The organism is Burkholderia sp. Tr-862, from assembly GCF_011753085.1.
GTDB classification, from domain to species: domain Bacteria; phylum Pseudomonadota; class Gammaproteobacteria; order Burkholderiales; family Burkholderiaceae; genus Burkholderia; species Burkholderia ambifaria.
In genome coordinates this window covers 101,853-119,401 of sequence record NZ_VWWG01000006.1, presented here as the reverse complement: position 1 = coordinate 119,401, position 17,549 = coordinate 101,853, and the positions used below count along the sequence as shown (strand labels likewise).

13 protein-coding genes and 1 pseudogene are annotated in these 17,549 nt (G+C 66.1%); 11 read left to right on the top strand and 3 right to left on the bottom strand.

Features of this window, described 5'->3' with window-relative positions; all coding sequences use genetic code 11:
- Both F3J14_RS03875 and F3J14_RS03870 read right to left on the bottom strand, forming a co-directional pair.
- Window positions 1–263, bottom strand: a pseudogene (locus tag F3J14_RS03875) (ATP-dependent serine protease); the annotation flags it as partial.
- Window positions 264–270: 7 nt separating this feature from the next.
- Window positions 271–1,689: a PLP-dependent aminotransferase family protein gene (locus F3J14_RS03870; protein WP_166721853.1), complete on the bottom strand. Its 1,419-nt coding sequence runs from the start codon at window positions 1,687–1,689 to the stop codon at window positions 271–273.
- Between the two features lie 281 nt (window positions 1,690–1,970).
- Between F3J14_RS03870 and F3J14_RS03865 the strand changes: the two genes are divergently transcribed.
- Complete coding sequence (locus tag F3J14_RS03865; protein ID WP_166721852.1) at window positions 1,971–3,383, top strand: discoidin domain-containing protein; 1,413 nt, start codon at window positions 1,971–1,973, stop codon at window positions 3,381–3,383.
- Window positions 3,384–3,439: 56 nt separating this feature from the next.
- Here F3J14_RS03865 and F3J14_RS03860 read toward each other — a convergent pair whose 3' ends face one another.
- On the bottom strand, window positions 3,440–4,465 hold the full coding sequence (locus F3J14_RS03860) for a GlxA family transcriptional regulator (RefSeq protein ID WP_166721851.1): 1,026 nt from the start codon (window positions 4,463–4,465) through the stop codon (window positions 3,440–3,442).
- A gap of 448 nt (window positions 4,466–4,913) precedes the next feature.
- Here F3J14_RS03860 and F3J14_RS03855 point away from each other — a divergent pair, with 448 nt between their 5' ends.
- The 10 genes from F3J14_RS03855 to F3J14_RS03810 all read left to right on the top strand — a co-directional run bounded on the left by F3J14_RS03855 (window position 4,914) and on the right by F3J14_RS03810 (window position 17,440).
- Entirely contained in the window at window positions 4,914–6,188 is a 1,275-nt protein-coding gene (locus F3J14_RS03855) for a serine hydroxymethyltransferase (protein ID WP_166721850.1), read from the top strand.
- Window positions 6,189–6,230: 42 nt separating this feature from the next.
- Window positions 6,231–7,202: a dipeptidase gene (locus F3J14_RS03850; protein ID WP_006756079.1), complete on the top strand. Its 972-nt coding sequence runs from the start codon at window positions 6,231–6,233 to the stop codon at window positions 7,200–7,202.
- 129 nt (window positions 7,203–7,331) lie between these two features.
- Complete coding sequence (locus tag F3J14_RS03845) at window positions 7,332–7,865, top strand: DUF5943 domain-containing protein (protein ID WP_011659468.1); 534 nt, start codon at window positions 7,332–7,334, stop codon at window positions 7,863–7,865.
- A gap of 74 nt (window positions 7,866–7,939) precedes the next feature.
- The gene (locus F3J14_RS03840; RefSeq protein WP_166721849.1) at window positions 7,940–10,003 is read left to right on the top strand and encodes an NADH:flavin oxidoreductase; all 2,064 of its coding nucleotides are present in this window, start codon (window positions 7,940–7,942) and stop codon (window positions 10,001–10,003) included.
- A 2-nt stretch (window positions 10,004–10,005) separates the two neighbouring features.
- On the top strand, window positions 10,006–11,931 hold the full coding sequence (locus F3J14_RS03835; RefSeq protein ID WP_006749546.1) for a (Fe-S)-binding protein: 1,926 nt from the start codon (window positions 10,006–10,008) through the stop codon (window positions 11,929–11,931).
- 4 nt (window positions 11,932–11,935) lie between these two features.
- Window positions 11,936–13,105: an electron transfer flavoprotein subunit alpha/FixB family protein gene (locus F3J14_RS03830; protein ID WP_166721848.1), complete on the top strand. Its 1,170-nt coding sequence runs from the start codon at window positions 11,936–11,938 to the stop codon at window positions 13,103–13,105.
- A complete protein-coding gene (locus F3J14_RS03825) occupies window positions 13,102–13,887 on the top strand; it encodes an electron transfer flavoprotein subunit beta/FixA family protein (RefSeq protein ID WP_166721847.1) in 786 nt (261 codons plus the stop codon). Before F3J14_RS03830 ends, F3J14_RS03825 begins: the two co-directional genes overlap by 4 nt.
- Before the next feature lie 53 nt (window positions 13,888–13,940).
- Window positions 13,941–15,182: an aromatic ring-hydroxylating dioxygenase subunit alpha gene (locus F3J14_RS03820; protein WP_166721846.1), complete on the top strand. Its 1,242-nt coding sequence runs from the start codon at window positions 13,941–13,943 to the stop codon at window positions 15,180–15,182.
- A gap of 112 nt (window positions 15,183–15,294) precedes the next feature.
- Window positions 15,295–16,443 (top strand): hybrid-cluster NAD(P)-dependent oxidoreductase, encoded by a 1,149-nt coding sequence (locus tag F3J14_RS03815; RefSeq protein WP_166721845.1) that lies wholly within the window; start codon window positions 15,295–15,297, stop codon window positions 16,441–16,443.
- A 133-nt stretch (window positions 16,444–16,576) separates the two neighbouring features.
- Window positions 16,577–17,440, top strand: coding sequence for a glycine betaine ABC transporter substrate-binding protein (locus F3J14_RS03810; protein ID WP_166721844.1), 864 nt, complete (start codon window positions 16,577–16,579; stop codon window positions 17,438–17,440).
- The last annotated feature ends 109 nt before the right edge of the window (window positions 17,441–17,549 follow it).

The window sequence follows — 17,549 nt, the reverse complement described above, 5'->3', positions numbered from 1 at the left end:
CGCGACGACCACGCGGGGACCGGCGGCTGCGTGTCCTGCGGGGGCGCGGCCTGCCCGGCATGCGCATCGCCGCGCCGGTCGCGCAGCGGTGTGAACGGCCAGTCCCCCACGCCGCAGACGGGGCACTGCTCGCTGGCGCGGAATGCCAGGAAGCCGCATTGCCGGCAGCGCTGGCTGACGGCACCGTGCGGTTCGGCACGCAGGTTCAGTGCGCCGCGCAGCGTGTCGCGGGTACGCACTTTCCGGTTGGGCAGGACTTGCATGGTGTTGCTACCTCGTCTGTCGTTGCCGTCCGGCGAGCGTCCCGATGGTTCGCATCGCGTCCTCGACGGCAGGGGTCCAGGGCCGGCCATAGTTCAGCCGGACATAACGGTGAAACGCGCCCGTCACGGAAAAGATCGGCCCGGGCGCGAGGCTGACGCCGTTCTCCATCGCGTCGTCGAACAACTGCATCGCGTCCACGTGAGGCGGCAATTCGATCCACAGGAAATACCCGCCGCGCGGTGCGTATACCTCCGTGTCGGGCGGAAAGTACGCGCGAACGGCGGCCAGCATCTGCGCCTGGTGCGCGGCCAGGTTGCGCCGGAGCCGGCGCAGGAAGCGGTCGTACGCGCCGTTGCGCAGGTAGCTGGATACGGCCATCTGCGCGGGCACGTCGGCGGCCGGCGCGCTCGCGTTCTTCACGTGCCTGATCTGTTCCACATAGCGTCCGGCCGCGACCCAGCCGACCCGGAACCCGGGGGCGAGGCACTTCGAGAACGACCCGCAATGCAGCACCAGCCCGGCATCGTCGTACAGCTTCGCGGGGCGCGTGGGCGTCGGGCCGAAATGCAGTTCGCCGAACACGTCGTCCTCGATCAGCGGCACCTCGTGCGACGCGAGCAGGTCGATCAGTGCGCGCTTGCGCTCGTCGGACAGCGTCGCGCCGGTCGGGTTGTGAAGCGAGGTCATGAAGCAGCACGCGCGCACCGGATGCGTGTCCAGCGCATCGGCGAGTGCGTCGAGATCGAGGCCGGTGCGCGGGTCGACCGGGATTTCGACGGCCTTCAGATGCAGCCGCTGCACGGCCTCCAACACCGCGGGGAAAGCCGGGCGTTCGATCGCGACGAGGTCGCCGGGGCGCGTGAGCGCCTGCAGGCTCAACGTCAGCGCTTCGGCCGCGCCGGTCGTGATGACGATCTCTTCCATCGGCAGTGAGGCGCCCGCGTTCAGGTAGCGCATGGCGATCTGGCGGCGCAGCGCTTCGTGGCCGGGCGGCAGTCCCGCCAGCAGTTTCGCGCGGTCCATGTTGCGGGCCGCCGTCGCCGCGTAGCGCCACAGGCTGCTCATCGGAAACAGCGAATAGCTGGCGAATGCCGAACCCAGCGGCACGATGTCGTCGCGCTTGAGCGAGTCGATCAACCGGAACAGCGTGTCGCCGCCGGTCGGCGACGCGCCCGGCTTGCGTGGCGTGTCCTGGCCGGTGCGCACCCGCTTGTCGTCGAGATTCGCAACGAAATACCCGGAACGCGCGCGCGCGACGATCAGGCCCTCGCTTTCGAGCGTGTAGTACGCGCGAAACACGGTGGAAGGACTTACACGATAGGCGCGGCACGCCGAGCGCACGGTCGGGATACGGGCGCCGGCCGCGAGGTCGCCACGCCTGATCGAGTCCGCAATCGTCTGCGCGAGCGCCGCATATCGCTTCATGCCCGGCCTCCGGCCGACCGCGGCCGTCGATGAAAAAAGAGTAGCACGCCATCCGCCACGTTCAATCCCGCCCCAATCGCTGATCCGCATGTTGCTGATCCGCATGTTTTCGACCGACTCTGATCCTTTTCTTCAGACCAGTGAACAGGCATTCTCCGCAAGTTTCATTCCCGAAGCCTGGTCATACGGAGTTCAAGCTGCCCGAAGGGCGGATCCGTGACCCCCGCGCAGAGCGGGACCTTGTCCACGGCGTTCTCACCCTTTATCCGGAAGCATTCAGCGTGAAATCCAAGTTCCTCGTCGCGGGCCTCGTGGCCGGCATCGCCCTCGACCTGTTCAGCGGCGCCGCCGCGGCGGCCTGCGTCAACAATCCGCCGGCTCAGTCCAACGCGTCGTTTCCCGGCGCACTGACCGGCAAGCTCGTCTATCACAGCTACGTCAAGTACGGTGACGGCACGAGCCAGCTGTTTTTGTACGACTTTTCCGCCCGCACGCTCACGCAACTGAGCAAGAGCAGCTGGGGCATCACCGATCCGATGAACGGCGTGTTCAGCCCCGATGGCAAGTGGCTCGCATTCATGGGGCTCAGCAACGGCGCGTGGAACGTGTTCATGCTGCAGCTCGGCGCCGGCACGCCGCCCGTCAACCTGACGAACAGCACCGGCGCGACGCGCAACGAGGATCCGAAGTTCGCCACCGACGGCAAGACGCTCGTGTTCAAGCAGAACGGCGACGTGAAGCAGGGCACGCTGTCGTACACGAGCGCGGGCCCGGTGTTCACGTCGGTCGTAAGCCTGACGAACGCGCCGGCCGGTGCCGAATACTCGATGCCGTTCCTCGCGCCGGACGCGAGCGCCGTGTACTACGCGACGGGCACCGGCTCGAACATGGGGCTGATGAAGCGCACGATCGCGACCGGCGCCACGGCGGTATTCGATCATCCGGCCGGGCTGCAGACCTACTACCCGATCGTGCGCGGCGACGGCATGGTGTTCTATGCACGCTGGAAGGACACCGGCGGCGCCGACCAGATCTACGCGAAGACCGCGGACCCGGCGTCGACGCCGAGCGCGCTGCCGATCAACGACTGCATGAGCAACAACTCGGACCCGGCACCGGTGAGCGGCACGAACTACGTGTTCTTCTCGTCGACGACGGCGGGCGGCTATCAGCTCTATGTGGGCGATGTGACGACCGGCCAGCGCTGGAGCCTGTCGCAATTCGGCGTGAACGCGGATACGACCAAGGCGAAGCTCGGCGCGAGCTACTACGGCGGCCCGGCGGCCGCGCAGCCGACGCTGCTCTCGCAAGGCCGTCCGGCCGCCGCGTCGGCGAGCTACAACGCATCGCTCACGCCGGACAAGGCGTTCGACGGCAACACGACGAGCACGCGCTGGGATTCGCCGGAAGGCGCGGGCGTCGGTACGGAATGGATCTCTGTCGATCTCGGCGCGGTGAAGAAGATCAGCAGCGTCGATCTTTACTGGGATGCGGGTGCGCTCGTCTACCAGATCCAGACATCGAACGACAACGCGAACTGGACGACGGTCTACTCGACGAACAACGGCGTGTCGTACGGTCACGTTACGCTGCCGAACCTCAACGCGCAGGGGCGCTACGTGCGGATGTTCGGTACGAAGCGTGCGACGCAGTGGGGTTACTCGCTCGATGAAATGCAGGTGTGGGGATCGTAAGCGCAAATGAAAAGCGGCCTTGAAGGCCGCTTTTTTTTATTCGCGCCACGCCCGCTTCACACATGAATCAGATGGGCCGGAAAAGCCGACCCGCCGCCCGTCACAGCCTGCGCGAGCGGCGCGACCTGCTTGCGGCGCTCGCGCGTCGGCGCGACGCCGAACGCGTCGCGATAGCTCTTGCTGAAGTGGCATGCCGACTGGAAGCCGCACGCCATCGTGATGTGCATGATCGACATGTCGGTCTGCAGCAGCAGCTCGCGCGCGCGGCGTAGCCGCAGCGTCAGGTAATAGTGCGTGGGCGTCATCCCGAGGTGCTCTCGGAACAGCCGCTGCAGCTGACGCTGCGACATGTTCGCCAGCCGCGCGAGTTCCTCGCGCGACAGCGGCTCCTCGATGTTGTTCTCCATCAGCGAGATCACTTCGAACAGCGACTTGTTCGCCGAGCCGAGCCGCGCGACGAGCGGCATCCGCTGTTGCGCGCTCGTGTCGCGCACGTGTTCGACGATGAACTGTTCGGCGATCTGCGTGACGCGCGCGGTGCCCACGCGCGCGGCGATCAGGTTCAGCATCATGTCGAGCGGCGCAACGCCGCCCGTGCACGTGATGCGGTCGCGGTCGACCACGAACAGTTCCTTCAGGAAGCGCGTGTCCGGAAACTCTTCCTTCAGCGCCGACATGTTTTCCCAATGGATCGCGCACGCGTAGCCTGCGAGCAGCCCCGACTTCGCGAGTGCATAGGTGCCCGTGCACAGGCTGCCGAGCGGCAGCCCCATGCGCGCGAAGCGGCGCAGCGTCGACAGATGGGCGGGCGTCGTCGCGCGCTGCACGTCCACGCCGCCGCACACGAAGACGATGTCCGGCTGCCCCACGCATTCGGCCGGCCCCGTGTCGACCGTGAGTCCGTTGCTCGCCGTGACCGGGCCGCCTTCCGGGCTGATCACCGACCAGCGGTAGAGCGTTTGTCCGCTCAGGTAGTTCGCCATCCGAAGCACCTCGATCGCATTGGTGAACGCGATCATCGTGAAATTCGGCAAAGGCATGAACGCGAAGTGGGACAGCGACGCTGTGCGGTCGGGCGACATGGGGAGCGTTCCTTGAATCTCTAATAGCTTTTCGCCCGAAGGGCACGGATCGGGCTGCCGTATTGTGTGAGCGAGCGCAACAAGCGTGCCATACGGCTAAACCCTAGCTCCATACGTTGTATGGGCGTGCGGTCGATGCTGCACTGCACCGTAACCGGGCCGCGCTGCACCCGGATGCACAGTGCAGGCACCGGCGAAGTGCCTGTCCATAGGCGAACGGCCATCGGCGGTGCGATTGCTTATCCCGAAAAGCACGACCGGTCACTTGTACAAAACGGACGTGCATGGCGGAAAAGGCAAAGAACGCGTCTAAATTCATCAATCCGCCGAAAATCCGAACGACAAGAATAGAGCCGTCGGCAGCCTTGCACTGGATGCGCTGGAAAGCCAGGTATGGCGGGCCTCGAGCTTCGGTTTCACGCCCTTTATTCTTCGTCACGGACGCACTATGTCGAACACCCAGCCTTTCTTCTCGCAGCCCCTTGCCGAGCGCGACGCGCCGGTGCGCAGCGCCATCCTGAAGGAGCTCGAGCGCCAGCAGTCGCAGGTCGAGCTCATCGCGTCGGAAAACATCGTGTCGCGTGCGGTGCTGGAGGCGCAGGGTTCGGTGCTGACCAACAAGTATGCGGAAGGCTATCCGGGCAAGCGTTACTACGGCGGCTGCGAATTCGCGGACGAAGTCGAGGCGCTGGCGATCGAGCGCGTGAAGCAGATCTTCAACGCCGGCTACGCGAACGTGCAGCCGCACTCCGGCGCGCAGGCGAACGGCTCGGTGATGCTCGCGCTGGCGAAGCCGGGCGACACGGTGCTCGGCATGTCGCTGGACGCCGGCGGCCACCTGACGCACGGCGCGAAGCCGGCGCTGTCGGGCAAGTGGTTCAACGCGGTGCAGTACGGCGTGAACCGCGACACGATGCGGATCGACTACGACCAGGTCGAAGAACTCGCGCACCAGCACAAGCCGAACCTGATCATCGCCGGCTTCTCGGCGTATCCGCGCGCACTGGACTTCGCACGCTTTCGCGCGATCGCCGACAGCGTCGGCGCGAAGCTGATGGTCGACATGGCGCACATCGCGGGCGTGATCGCCGCCGGCCGCCATGCGAACCCGGTCGAGCACGCGCACGTCGTGACGTCGACCACGCACAAGACGCTGCGCGGCCCGCGCGGCGGCTTCGTGCTGACCAACGACGAAGAGATCGCCAAGAAGATCAACTCGGCCGTGTTCCCCGGCCTGCAGGGCGGCCCGCTGATGCACGTGATCGCCGGCAAGGCCGTCGCGTTCGGCGAAGTGCTGCATGCGGACTTCAAGACCTACATCGACAACGTGCTCGCGAACGCGCAGGCGCTCGGCGAAGTGCTGAAGGCGGGCGGCGTGGATCTCGTCACCGGCGGCACCGACAACCACCTGCTGCTGGTCGACCTGCGCCCGAAGGGCCTGAAGGGCGCGCCGGTCGAGCAGGCGCTGGAGCGTGCGGGCATCACCTGCAACAAGAACGGCATTCCGTTCGACACCGAGAAGCCGACCGTCACGTCGGGCATCCGCCTCGGCACGCCGGCCGGCACGACGCGCGGCTTCGGCGTCGCGGAGTTCCGCGAGATCGGCCGCCTGATTCTCGAGGTGTTCGACGCGCTGCGCGCGAACCCGGAAGGCGACCACGCGACCGAACAGCGCGTGCGCCGCGAGATTTTCGCGCTCTGCGAGCGCTTCCCGATTTACTGATCGACGACCCCCACAAAAGCAAGACTGGAGCGAGAGGCAGATATGAGCACGCTGCATCAGGACAGCATCATCATCGACGGACTGAACATCTCGAAGTTCGAGAAGCCGGTGTTCGAAGACATGCGCCGTGGCGGCATCACGGCCGCGAACTGCACGGTATCGGTGTGGGAGAACTTCACCAAGACCGTCGACAACATCGGCGTGATGAAGCAGAAGATCCGCGAGAACGGCGAGCTGCTGACGCTCGTGCGCACCACGGACGACATCTTCCGCGCGAAGAAGGAAGGCAAGACCGGGATCATTCTCGGCTTCCAGAACGCGCACGCGTTCGAGGACAACCTCGGCTACATCGAGGCGTTCGCCGACATGGGCGTGCGCGTCGTGCAGCTTTGCTACAACACGCAGAACCTGGTCGGCACCGGCTGCTACGAGCGTGACGGCGGCCTGTCGGACTTCGGCCGCGAAGTGATCACCGAGATGAACCGCGTCGGCATCATGGTCGACCTGTCGCATGTGGGCGGCAACACGTCGTCGGAAGCGATCGCATTCTCGAAGAAGCCGGTGTGCTACTCGCACTGCCTGCCGTCGGGCCTGAAGGAACATCCGCGCAACAAGAGCGACGCACAGCTGAAGGAAATCGCCGACGCCGGCGGCTTCGTCGGCGTGACGATGTTCGCGCCGTTCCTGAAGCGCGGGATCGAAGCGAACATCGACGACTACATCGAGGCGATCGACTACGTCGTGAACCTGATCGGCGAAGACGCGGTCGGCATCGGCACGGACTTCACGCAGGATTTCGCGAAGGAATTCTTCGACATGCTGACGCATGACAAGGGCCGCTATCGCCAGCTGACGAACTTCGGCAAGGTGATCAACCCGGACGGCATCCGCACGATCGGCGAATTCCCGAACCTGACCGCGGCGATGGAACGCCACGGCTGGAAGGAGTCGCGCATCCGCAAGATCATGGGCGAGAACTGGGTACGCGTGTTCAAGGACGTGTGGGGCGCGTAAGCGCCCGCCCGAACCGCCACCCGCGATTCAACACTAGAAAAATCGGGACGTGCCCGCGCAAGCCGCGCGGGCACGCGGACGATGTCGCGCCCGAGCCGCGCGGCCAATTTTCCTCACGGAGTCACCACGATGCAACCGCAACTGCCGATCAACGTCGATCCCGATACCGGCGTCTGGACCACCGACGCGCTGCCGATGCTGTACGTGCCGCGCCACTTCTTCACGAACAATCACGTCGCCGTCGAGGAAGCGCTCGGCGTCGACGCGTATGCCGAGATCCTCTACAAGGCTGGCTACAAGTCCGCCTACCACTGGTGCGACAAGGAAGCGAAGCTGCACGGGCTGACCGGCATGGCCGTGTTCGAGCACTATCTGAAGCGCCTGTCGCAACGCGGTTGGGGCCTGTTCTCGATCATCGAAGCCGATCCGGCCAGCGCGCGCGCGAAGATCGAACTGCGCCACTCGTCGTTCGTGCTCCAGCAGCCGGGCAAGGAAGGCAAGCTCTGCTACATGTTCGCGGGCTGGTTCGCCGGCGCGATGGACTGGGTCAACGACACGACGCCGGAAGGCAAGGGCGCGCCGCGTGCGCAGTCGAAGGAAGTGCAGTGTGCGGCCGAGCATCACGACCACTGCGTCTTCGAAGTGTCGCCGCTCGCGCACTGATGCGCTGACGATCCGACACAGCAACACAACAACACCCGCAACACGAGACATTCGAACGCCAGAGGTCGCCTGCGATGCGTTATCCCCACCTGTTCAAACCCATGCAGCTGAACCAGTTGACGCTGCGCAACCGGATCGTCAGCACCGCCCACGCGGAGGTGTATGCCGAGCCGGGCGGCCTGCCGGGCGACCGCTACATCCGCTACTACGAAGAGAAGGCGAAGGGTGGCGTCGGCCTCGCGATCTGCGGCGGCTCGAGCCCCGTGTCGATCGACAGCCCGCAGGGCTGGTGGAAGTCGGTGAACCTGTCGAACGACAAGATCATCGACCCGCTCACGCGCCTGGCCGACACCATGCACAAGCATGGCGCGAAGATCATGATCCAGGCGACGCACATGGGTCGCCGCTCGTCGTTCCACGGCGAGCACTGGCCGCACCTGATGTCGCCGTCGGGCGTGCGCGAGCCGGTGCACCGCGGCAACGCGAAGATCATCGAGATCGAGGAAATCCGCCGCATCATCGGCGACTTCGCGGCGGCGGCAAAGCGCGTGAAGGCGGCCGGCATGGACGGCATCGAAATCTCCGCCGCGCACCAGCACCTGATCGATCAGTTCTGGAGCAAGCGTTCGAACCACCGCACCGATGAATGGGGCGGCAGCCTCGAGAACCGCCTGCGCTTCGGCATCGAAGTGCTGACGGCCGTGCGCGAGGCGGTGGGCAAGGACTTCTGCGTCGGCCTGCGGATGTGCGGCGACGAATTCCACGAGGACGGCCTCGATCACGAAGCGCTGAAGGAAATCGCGCAGGCGATGTCGGAGACGGGCCTGATCGACTACCTGAGCGTGGTCGGCTCGGGCGGCGATACGCACAACACGATCGCCAACTGCATGCCGCCGATGGCGCTGCCGCCGGAGCCGTTCGTGCACCTCGCCGCCGGCATCAAGTCGGTGGTGAAGATCCCCGTGATGCACGCGCAGAGCATCCGCGACGCGGGCCAGGCCGAACGCTTGCTTGCGAACGGGATGATCGACCTGGTCGGCATGACGCGCGCGCAGATCGCGGATCCGCACATGGTGATCAAGATCCGCGATGGCCGCGAAGACGAAATCAAGCAGTGCGTCGGCGCGAACTACTGCATCGACCGCCAGTACAACGGCCTCGACGTGCTCTGCATCCAGAACGCCGCGACGTCGCGCGAAGCGACGATGCCGCACATCATCGAGAAGTCGCGCGGCCCGAAGCGCAAGGTGGTGGTGGTCGGCGCGGGCCCCGCGGGGCTCGAGGCCGCACGCGTCGCGAAGCTGCGCGGCCACGACGTGGTGCTGTTCGAGAAGAACACCGAAGTGGGCGGCCAGGTGATGATCGCCGCGAAGGCGCCGCAGCGCGAACAGATGTCGGGGATCATCCGCTGGTTCGACATGGAAACCAAGCGCCTGGGCGTCGATCGCCGCCTCGGCGTCGCCGCCGACGAGAAGATGATCATGGCCGAGAAGCCGGACATCGTCGTGCTCGCAACGGGCGGTTCGAGCTTCACGTGGCAGGTGCCGGGCTGGGGCGTGGCCGAGGGCCTGGCCGTCAGCTCGTGGGACATCCTGACCGGCAAGGTCGAGCCGAAGCAGAACGTGCTGCTGTTCGACGGTGTGAGCACCCATGCGGGTGCGGGCGTCGCCGACTTCATGGCGAGCCGCGGCTCGAAGGTCGAGGTCGTCACGCCCGACGTGAAAGTGGCTGACGATTGCGGCGGCACGACGTTCCCGATCTTCTATCGCCGCCTGTATGCGCTCGGCGTGATCCCGACGCCCAACACCATGCTCGATCGCGTGTACGAGGAGGACGGCAAGACGATCGCCGTGCTGCGCAACGAGTACACCGAAGAACTGGAAGAGCGCGCGGTCGACCAGGTGGTGATCGAGAACGGTTCGTCGCCGAACGACGAGCTGTACTGGAAGCTCAAGCCGGAGTCGGTGAACCGCGGCCAGATCGATCCGCATACGCTGTTCGCGGCCGAGCCGCAGCCGTGCCTGTCGGAAGAGCTCGGCAACGGCCGCTTCCTGCTGTTCCGTGTCGGCGACTGCATCTCGATGCACAACGTCCACGGCGCGATCTATGACTCGCTGCGTCTCGTGAAGGATTTCTGAAAATGAATCCGTCCTTCCTCATTACCGCCCTGTTGTGGCTGTCGGTGGCGGGGCTCGCGTTCGCGGTCGCGAAGCGCTCGTCCTACTGGCGTCTCGGCCGGGCCACGGCGCCCGGCTCGTTCGGCGTCGCGAACCTGTTCGCGATCCCGAAGCGCTACTTCGTCGACCTGCACCATGTGGTCGCCCGCGACCCGTACATCGCGAAGACCCACGTCGCGACCGCCGGCGGCGCGATCGGTGCGCTCGCGCTGGTGTTCGTCAACTACGGCCTCGCGATCTACTCGCCGTGGCTCGACAAGCTGATCTTCCTCGCGGCCCTCGCGATGCTCGTCGGCGTGGTGTTCGTCTGGCGCCGCCGCGCGGCCAGGAACGTGCCGGCCCGCCTGTCGCGCGGCCCGTGGAACGCGCTGCCCTGGCTGCTCGGCTCGTTCGCGCTCGGCCTCGTGCTGTTCATGGTCGTGCCGACCGGCGCGATGTCGGGGGCGTTCGCGGTGCTCTGCGCGCTGTTGATCGGCGCCGGCGCATTCACGATGACCATCGGCGCCGCGAAGGGCGGCCCGATGAAGCATGCGATCGCCGGCCTGCTGCACCTCGCGTTCCACCCGCGCCAGGAGCGTTTCGCGGCTACCCGCGACTCGTTCACGGGCAACGGCACGGCAACGCCGCCGACCGCGCTGAAGCTGCCGGACATCGAACACGAGGAATACGGCGTCGCGAAGCCGGTCGAATTCCGCTGGAACCAGCTGCTGAGCTTCGACGCGTGCGTGCAGTGCGGCAAGTGCGAAGCCGCGTGCCCCGCGTTCGCCGCGGGCCAGCCGCTGAACCCGAAGAAGCTGATCCAGGATCTCGTCGTCGGGATGGCGGGCGGCACCGATGCGGCCTATGCGGGCAGCCCGACGCCGGGCCTCGCGGTCGGCCAGCATCGCGGCGAGCCGAACGGCCCGATCGTGTCCGGCCTGATCGAGGAACAAACGCTGTGGTCGTGCACGACCTGCCGCGCATGCGTGCAGGAATGCCCGATGCTGATCGAGCACGTCGACGCGATCGTCGACATGCGCCGCAACCGCACGCTGGTGCACGGCACGGTGCCGGGCAAGGGCCAGGAAGTGCTCGCGAACCTGCGCGAGACCGGCACGATGGGCGGTTACGACGCAGCCGCGCGCTACGACTGGTCGGTCGACCTGAGCGCACCCGTCGCGCAACCGGGCAAGCCGGTCGACGTGCTGTTCGTCGCGGGTGAAGGCGCGTTCGACATGCGTTACCAGCGCACGCTGCGCGCGTTCGTCAAGGTGCTGAACAAGGCAGGCGTCGACTACGCGGTGCTCGGCGGGACCGAGACCGATACCGGCGACGTCGCACGGCGCCTCGGCGACGAAGCGACGTTCCAGCGGATGGCGAAGCGCCTGATCGGCACGCTCGGCACGCTGTCGTACAAGCAGATCGTGACGGCCGACCCGCACGTGATGCACAGCCTGCGCAACGAATACCGCGCACTCGGGTTGCGCGTGACGGTCAAGCATCACACGACCTACCTCGCGGAGCTGGCCGAGAGCGGCAAGATCGCGCCGAAGGCCGTCGAGGCACTGCGCGAGAAACGCACCACGTATCACGACCCGTGCTACCTCGGCCGCTACAACGGCGAGACGGAATCGCCGCGCAAGCTGCTGAAGACGATCGGCATCCAGGTCGTCGAGATGGAGCGCAACGGCATGCGTGGCCGCTGCTGCGGCGGTGGCGGCGGTGCGCCGCTGACCGACATCCCCGGCAAGCAGCGTATTCCCGACATCCGCATCGCCGACGCGCGCGCCATCGGCGCGGACGTGGTCGCGGTCGGGTGCCCGAACTGCACGGCGATGCTCGAAGGCGTCGTGGGCCCGCGCCCCGACGTGCTCGACGTGGCCGAACTCGTTGCCGCCTCGCTGGAGTGAATCGATGAACACGATCAAACGAATCGATCCGCGCCGGCCGTTCATCATCACGGCGGCGGGCCTGAAGCGCATCACGCTCGGCCAGGAAGGCAGCGCCGATGCGAGCGACGCGCAGTGGTCCGCTCACGGTCATGGCGCTGCGGCCGCGAAGCCGCGCCGCGCGGTGCAGGACCCGAAGCACGTGATGCTGGTGGTGGCGCACACCGAGCGCGGCGCGCTCGACGACCATTCGCGCCAGGCGATCGCCGCCGCCGCGGTGCTGGCCGACGCCCAGACGGAAGTCGCGCTGCTGGCGTTCGGTGAACTGAAGGATGACGCCGCGGAACTCGGTGTCGACAAGCTGATCGAGCTGGCCGACTTCGACCGCCGCGCATTCGCGCCCGAAAGCGAATTGCAAGCGTTGCAGGCCTGTGCTGCGGCGCTCGCGCCGAAGCACGTGTTCGTGCCCGACAACGCGACCGGCGACGGCGATCTCGGCCGGCGTTACGCGGCGGCCGCCGGCGCGAGCGTCGCGACCCACGTGGTCGAGATCGACGCGAAGCATGTCGGCGCATATGCGCAGGCCGGCCGTGCGTTCGCGACGCGCGGCTTGCCCGACGTGATCCTGCTCGCGCAGAACGCGGTCGACGCGAAGCTACCGTTCGTCGGCGCGGGCGATCGCCTGGCCGCCGACTTCATCCGCCCGGCCGGCGACACGGCGCAGCCGTACCGCGATCTCGGTCTCGAGGAAATCGACGCGGCGCAGGTCGCGCTGGAGGAAGCCGACTTCATCGTGTCGGCCGGTAACGGCGTGTCCGACATCGGCGCGTTCGAGCGGCTCGCCGGCGCATTTGGCGCTGCGATCGGCGCGAGCCGCGTCGCGGTCGACAACGGCCACTTCACGCGCGACAAGCAGGTGGGCGCGACCGGAAAGACGGTCGAGGCCAGCGTGTACATCGCGTTCGGCATCTCGGGCGCGGTGCAGCATCTGCAGGGGATCAAGGACTGCCGTCACGTGATCGCGGTCAACCTCGACGGCAGTGCGCCGATCGCCAAGCGCGCGAACCTGACGGTGGTGGGCGACGCGCAGGCGACGATCGCCGCGCTGATCGACGAGGTGCAGGCCGCGCGTGCGTCGCGCGGACAATCGCCGACCGCGGTCGGCGCCCGTGAATCCGAAGGAGTCGCAGCATGAACGCCCCTCGCCAGTTGCAACGCATCGCGGTGCTCGTGTCCGTGGGCCGGCACCCGGTCAGCGGCACCGCGCGCTACAGCCGCAACGATGCGGCCGCGCTCGAGGTCGGCCGCCAGCTCGCGGAGAAACATCGGGCACAGCTCGACGTGATCCATGCGGGCGATCCCGCCAATGAAGCACTTGCTGAATACCTTGCGCTCGGCGCGCGGCAGGTCGAGGTGCTGGCCTGCCGTGACGGCGACGATGCCGCGCAGGCGCTGGCCGCCCGCGTCGACGGTTACGACCTCGTGCTGACCGGCACCCGTGCCGAGGGCGCGTACGACACCGGCATGCTGCCGTATCGCGTTGCCGCGACGCTCGGCTATCCGCTCGTCGGCTCGGCCGTCGACGTGACGGTCGACGGCGGCCGCGCGGCGGTCCGGCAATTCTTGCCGAAAGGGCTGCGGCGGCGCGTCGACGCGGCGCTGCCGGCCGTCGTCGCGGTGCATCCGCTCGCCAACGCGGAGCCGCGCTACGCGTATGCGCGGCTGCGGGCCGGCGCGATCCGCCCGGCACTCACGGCGACCGGCGCGGACGCCGAAGCGGCCGCGTGGAAGGTCGGCGCGATCGAGCGTAAACCCGTAAAACTGGTCGCCGCCGAGAAGCGCTCCGGGCATGCGCGGATGCTGTCCGCGACGACGACCGAAAGCCGCGGCGGCAACGTCGTAAATGAAGGGAGTTCAGTCGAAAAAGCACAAGTGATACTCGCGTATTTGCGCGAGCATCAGCTCATCGACTACTGATTTTGATGCCTGTCGGCAAGAACCCCAGGGATGCAAGGAATCCGGAGCAAACGATGAAAGTATCGGCAGACATTCGTGCACTGATCGAGCGACGCAAGGAAGGCCACAGCCTCGAGGCGCCGTTCTATACGAGCGAGGAAATCTTCGCCCTCGACATGGAGGCGATTTTCCGCCAGCACTGGATCCAGGTAGCGGTCGAACCGGACATTCCCGAGCCGGGCGACTACGTGACCGTGGAACTGGGCAGCGACTCGATCCTGATCGTGCGCGACGACGACATGGAAATTCGCGCGTTCCACAACGTGTGCCGTCACCGCGGCGCGCGTCTGTGCAACGAAGACAAGGGCTCGGTCGGCAACATCGTGTGCCCGTACCACAGCTGGACCTACAACCTGACCGGCCAGCTGATGTTCGCCGAGCACATGGGCGAGAAGTTCGACCGCTGCAAGCACAGCCTGAAGTCGGTGCACGTGCAGAACCTCGCGGGGCTGATCTTCGTCTGCCTCGCCGAGGAGCCGCCGGTCGATTTCGCGCAGCTGCGCGCCGAGATGGAGCCGTACCTGCTGCCGCACGATCTGCCGAACACGAAGATCGCCGCTCAGGTCGACATCATCGAGGAAGGCAACTGGAAGCTCACGATGGAGAACAACCGCGAGTGCTATCACTGCGTCGCGAACCATCCGGAGCTGACGATCTCGCTGTACGAATACGGCTTCGGCTACCAGCGCTCCGACGCGAACGCCGAAGGCATGGACGCGTTCGCGGAAACCTGCGTGCGCCGCGGCCAGGAGTGGGCCGAGATGGGCCTGCCGTCCGCCGAAATCGAAAAGCTGCTCGACGTGACGGGCTTCCGCACGCAGCGCCTGCCGCTCGACCGCCACGGCGAATCGCAGACGCTCGACGCGAAGGTCGCATCGAAGAAGCTGCTCGGCAAGTTCGACCAGGCCGACCTCGGCGGCCTGTCGTTCTGGACGCAGCCGAACTCGTGGCACCACTTCATGAGCGATCACATCGTGACGTTCTCGGTGATTCCGCTGTCGGCCGGCAAGACGCTCGTGCGCACCAAGTGGCTCGTGCACAAGGATGCGAAGGAAGGCATCGACTACGACGTGAAGAACCTGACGGCGGTGTGGAACGCGACCAACGACCAGGATCGCGCGCTCGTCGAATTCTCGCAGCGTGGCGCGACCAGCAGCGCGTACGAGCCGGGCCCGTATTCGCCGTTCACGGAAGGTCTCGTCGAAAAATTCTCGGCCTGGTACATCGGCCGGCTCGCCGAAAAAACCGGCGCGTAGTAGTCAGCGGACAGCAAGCGGAGTCAATGATGAAACAACCCCAACGCTCACTTTGCTCGCTGCCCCCCGAGGGGGCGGTCAACCTCCTTGGGGCGGCCCGGCGGAGGTTGGCATGATGCGAGATGCGGCCAATTTCGAGCCGGCGGAAAGCCGGGTGACGCACCCGGCGTTCTGGACCGCGCTTCCGGAGCGCTGGACGAGCGACGTCGAGGAAACGCTGGTGTGCTGCCAGGTTCGGCAGGAAACCCATGACGTGAAGAGCTTCTTCTTCCGTTCGCCGCAAGGCCGGGCGTTTTCGTTCGAGCCGGGGCAGTTCATCACGCTCGAACTCGACATCGAAGGCGAGACGATCAACCGGTGCTACACGATCTCGTCGTCGCCGGCGCGTCCGCACACGATCTCGATCACGGTCAAGCGTGTGCCGGGCGGCAAGGTGTCGAACTGGCTGCACGACAACCTGCGCCCAGGCGCGTCGGTTCGCGTGCTCGGCCCGGCCGGCGAATTCACGTGCGCACGGCATCCGGCGCGCAAGTATCTGTTCCTGTCGGCCGGCTCGGGCGTCACGCCGCTGATGTCGATGAGCCGCGCGCACCATGATCTCGCCGAGGATCGCGACATCCTGTTCGTGCACAGCGCACGCACGCCGGACGACATCATCTTCGCGCGCGAACTCGACCTGATCGCGTCGAACCATACGAACTTCCGCACATCGTTCGTCGTCGAGCGCGTCGGGGCACGCACCAACTGGCCGGGCGTCACGGGCTTCCTGACGTTGCCGCTGCTGAAGCTGATCGCACCGGACTTCATGGAGCGCGAGATCTTCACGTGCGGCCCCGCGCCGTACATGAAGGCCGTGCGCGACCTGCTCGACGAAGCCGGCTTCGACCGCAAGCAGTATCACGAGGAAAGCTTCTCGTTCGAAACGCTTGCGCAGACCGCGAGCGACGAGGTGCTTGCCGAACTCGTGCCGTTGGCCGACGGCGCCGACGTCGCGACGAAGCAGTACACGGTCAGCTTCGCGAAGAGCAACCGCGAAATCTCGTGCGGCTCCGAGCAGCACGTGCTCGACGCGGCACGCCAGTCGGGCGTGCGGCTTCCGGCGTCGTGCACGCAGGGCATGTGCGGCACCTGCAAGGTGAAGCTCGTGTCGGGGCAGGTCGAGATGAAGCACAACGGCGGTATCCGCCAGCGCGAGATCGACCAGGGGATGGTGCTGCTGTGCTGCAGCAAGCCGCTGTCGGATCTCGTGATCGACAAGTAGTCCACTACGCCACCGGCTGTCCGGACGCGTCGCGTTCGGACAAGCATCTGTCGGAAAAGAACGATACCGTGGATTTGTGGTTGAAGAACCTAGAGAGGCAACGCGCGGTGAGCGCATATCAAGGAGATCGACCATGAAGCTGTTCGGAAAACTGTTGTGGACGGGCGCGGTGTCGGCCATGGTGGCGCTGAGCGCGTCAGCACTTGCGGATACGAAGCCGACGCTGAAGATCGGCTACGTCGAAGGCTGGGACGACAGTGTGGCGACGTCGAACGTCGCGGCACGCGTGATCGAGAAGAAGCTCGGCTACGAGGTGAAGCTCGTGCCGGTCGCTGCCGGGATCATGTGGCAGGGCGTCGCGCGCGGCGATCTCGATGCGACGCTGTCCGCGTGGCTGCCGGTCACGCACGGCTCGTACTGGAGCGAATACAAGAGCAAGGTCGTCGACGTCGGCGCGAACTTTCCCGACGCGAAGATCGGCCTGATTGTCCCGGATTTCGTGAAGGCGAAGAGCATCGAGGATCTGAACGCCGAGAAGAGCAGCTTCGGCGGCCGCATCGTCGGCATCGATGCCGGTGCGGGCGTGATGCGCAAGACCGACGAAGCGATCAAGAACTACGGGCTGAGCTACACGCTGATGCCGAGCTCGGGCAGCGCGATGACGGCCGAGTTGTCGCGTTCGGTCGGCGCGAACAAGCCGGTGATCGTGACCGGCTGGGCGCCGCACTGGATGTTCGCGAAGTGGAAGCTGCGCTTCCTCGAGGATCCGAAGAAGGTGTTCGGCGGCGCCGAGCACGTCGACAGCGTCGTGAATCCGCAGCTCGAAACGAAGGCCAAGCCGGTCGTCGCGTTCCTGAAGAAATTCCAGTGGAAGCCGGGTGAAATCGACAGCGTGATGCTGGCGATCCAGAACGGCTCGAAGCCGGAAGCGGCCGCGGATGCGTGGATTGCCGCCCATGCGGACCGCGTGAATTCGTGGACTGAAGGCACCCAGTAACACCGCGGCGATTCGTCGCGACAAACATCACAACAATACGCCGGGAATGGCATGCAGGAATCCGAAACAATCGTGAATTCATGCGGCCATATCCCGGTTTTCTTTTACT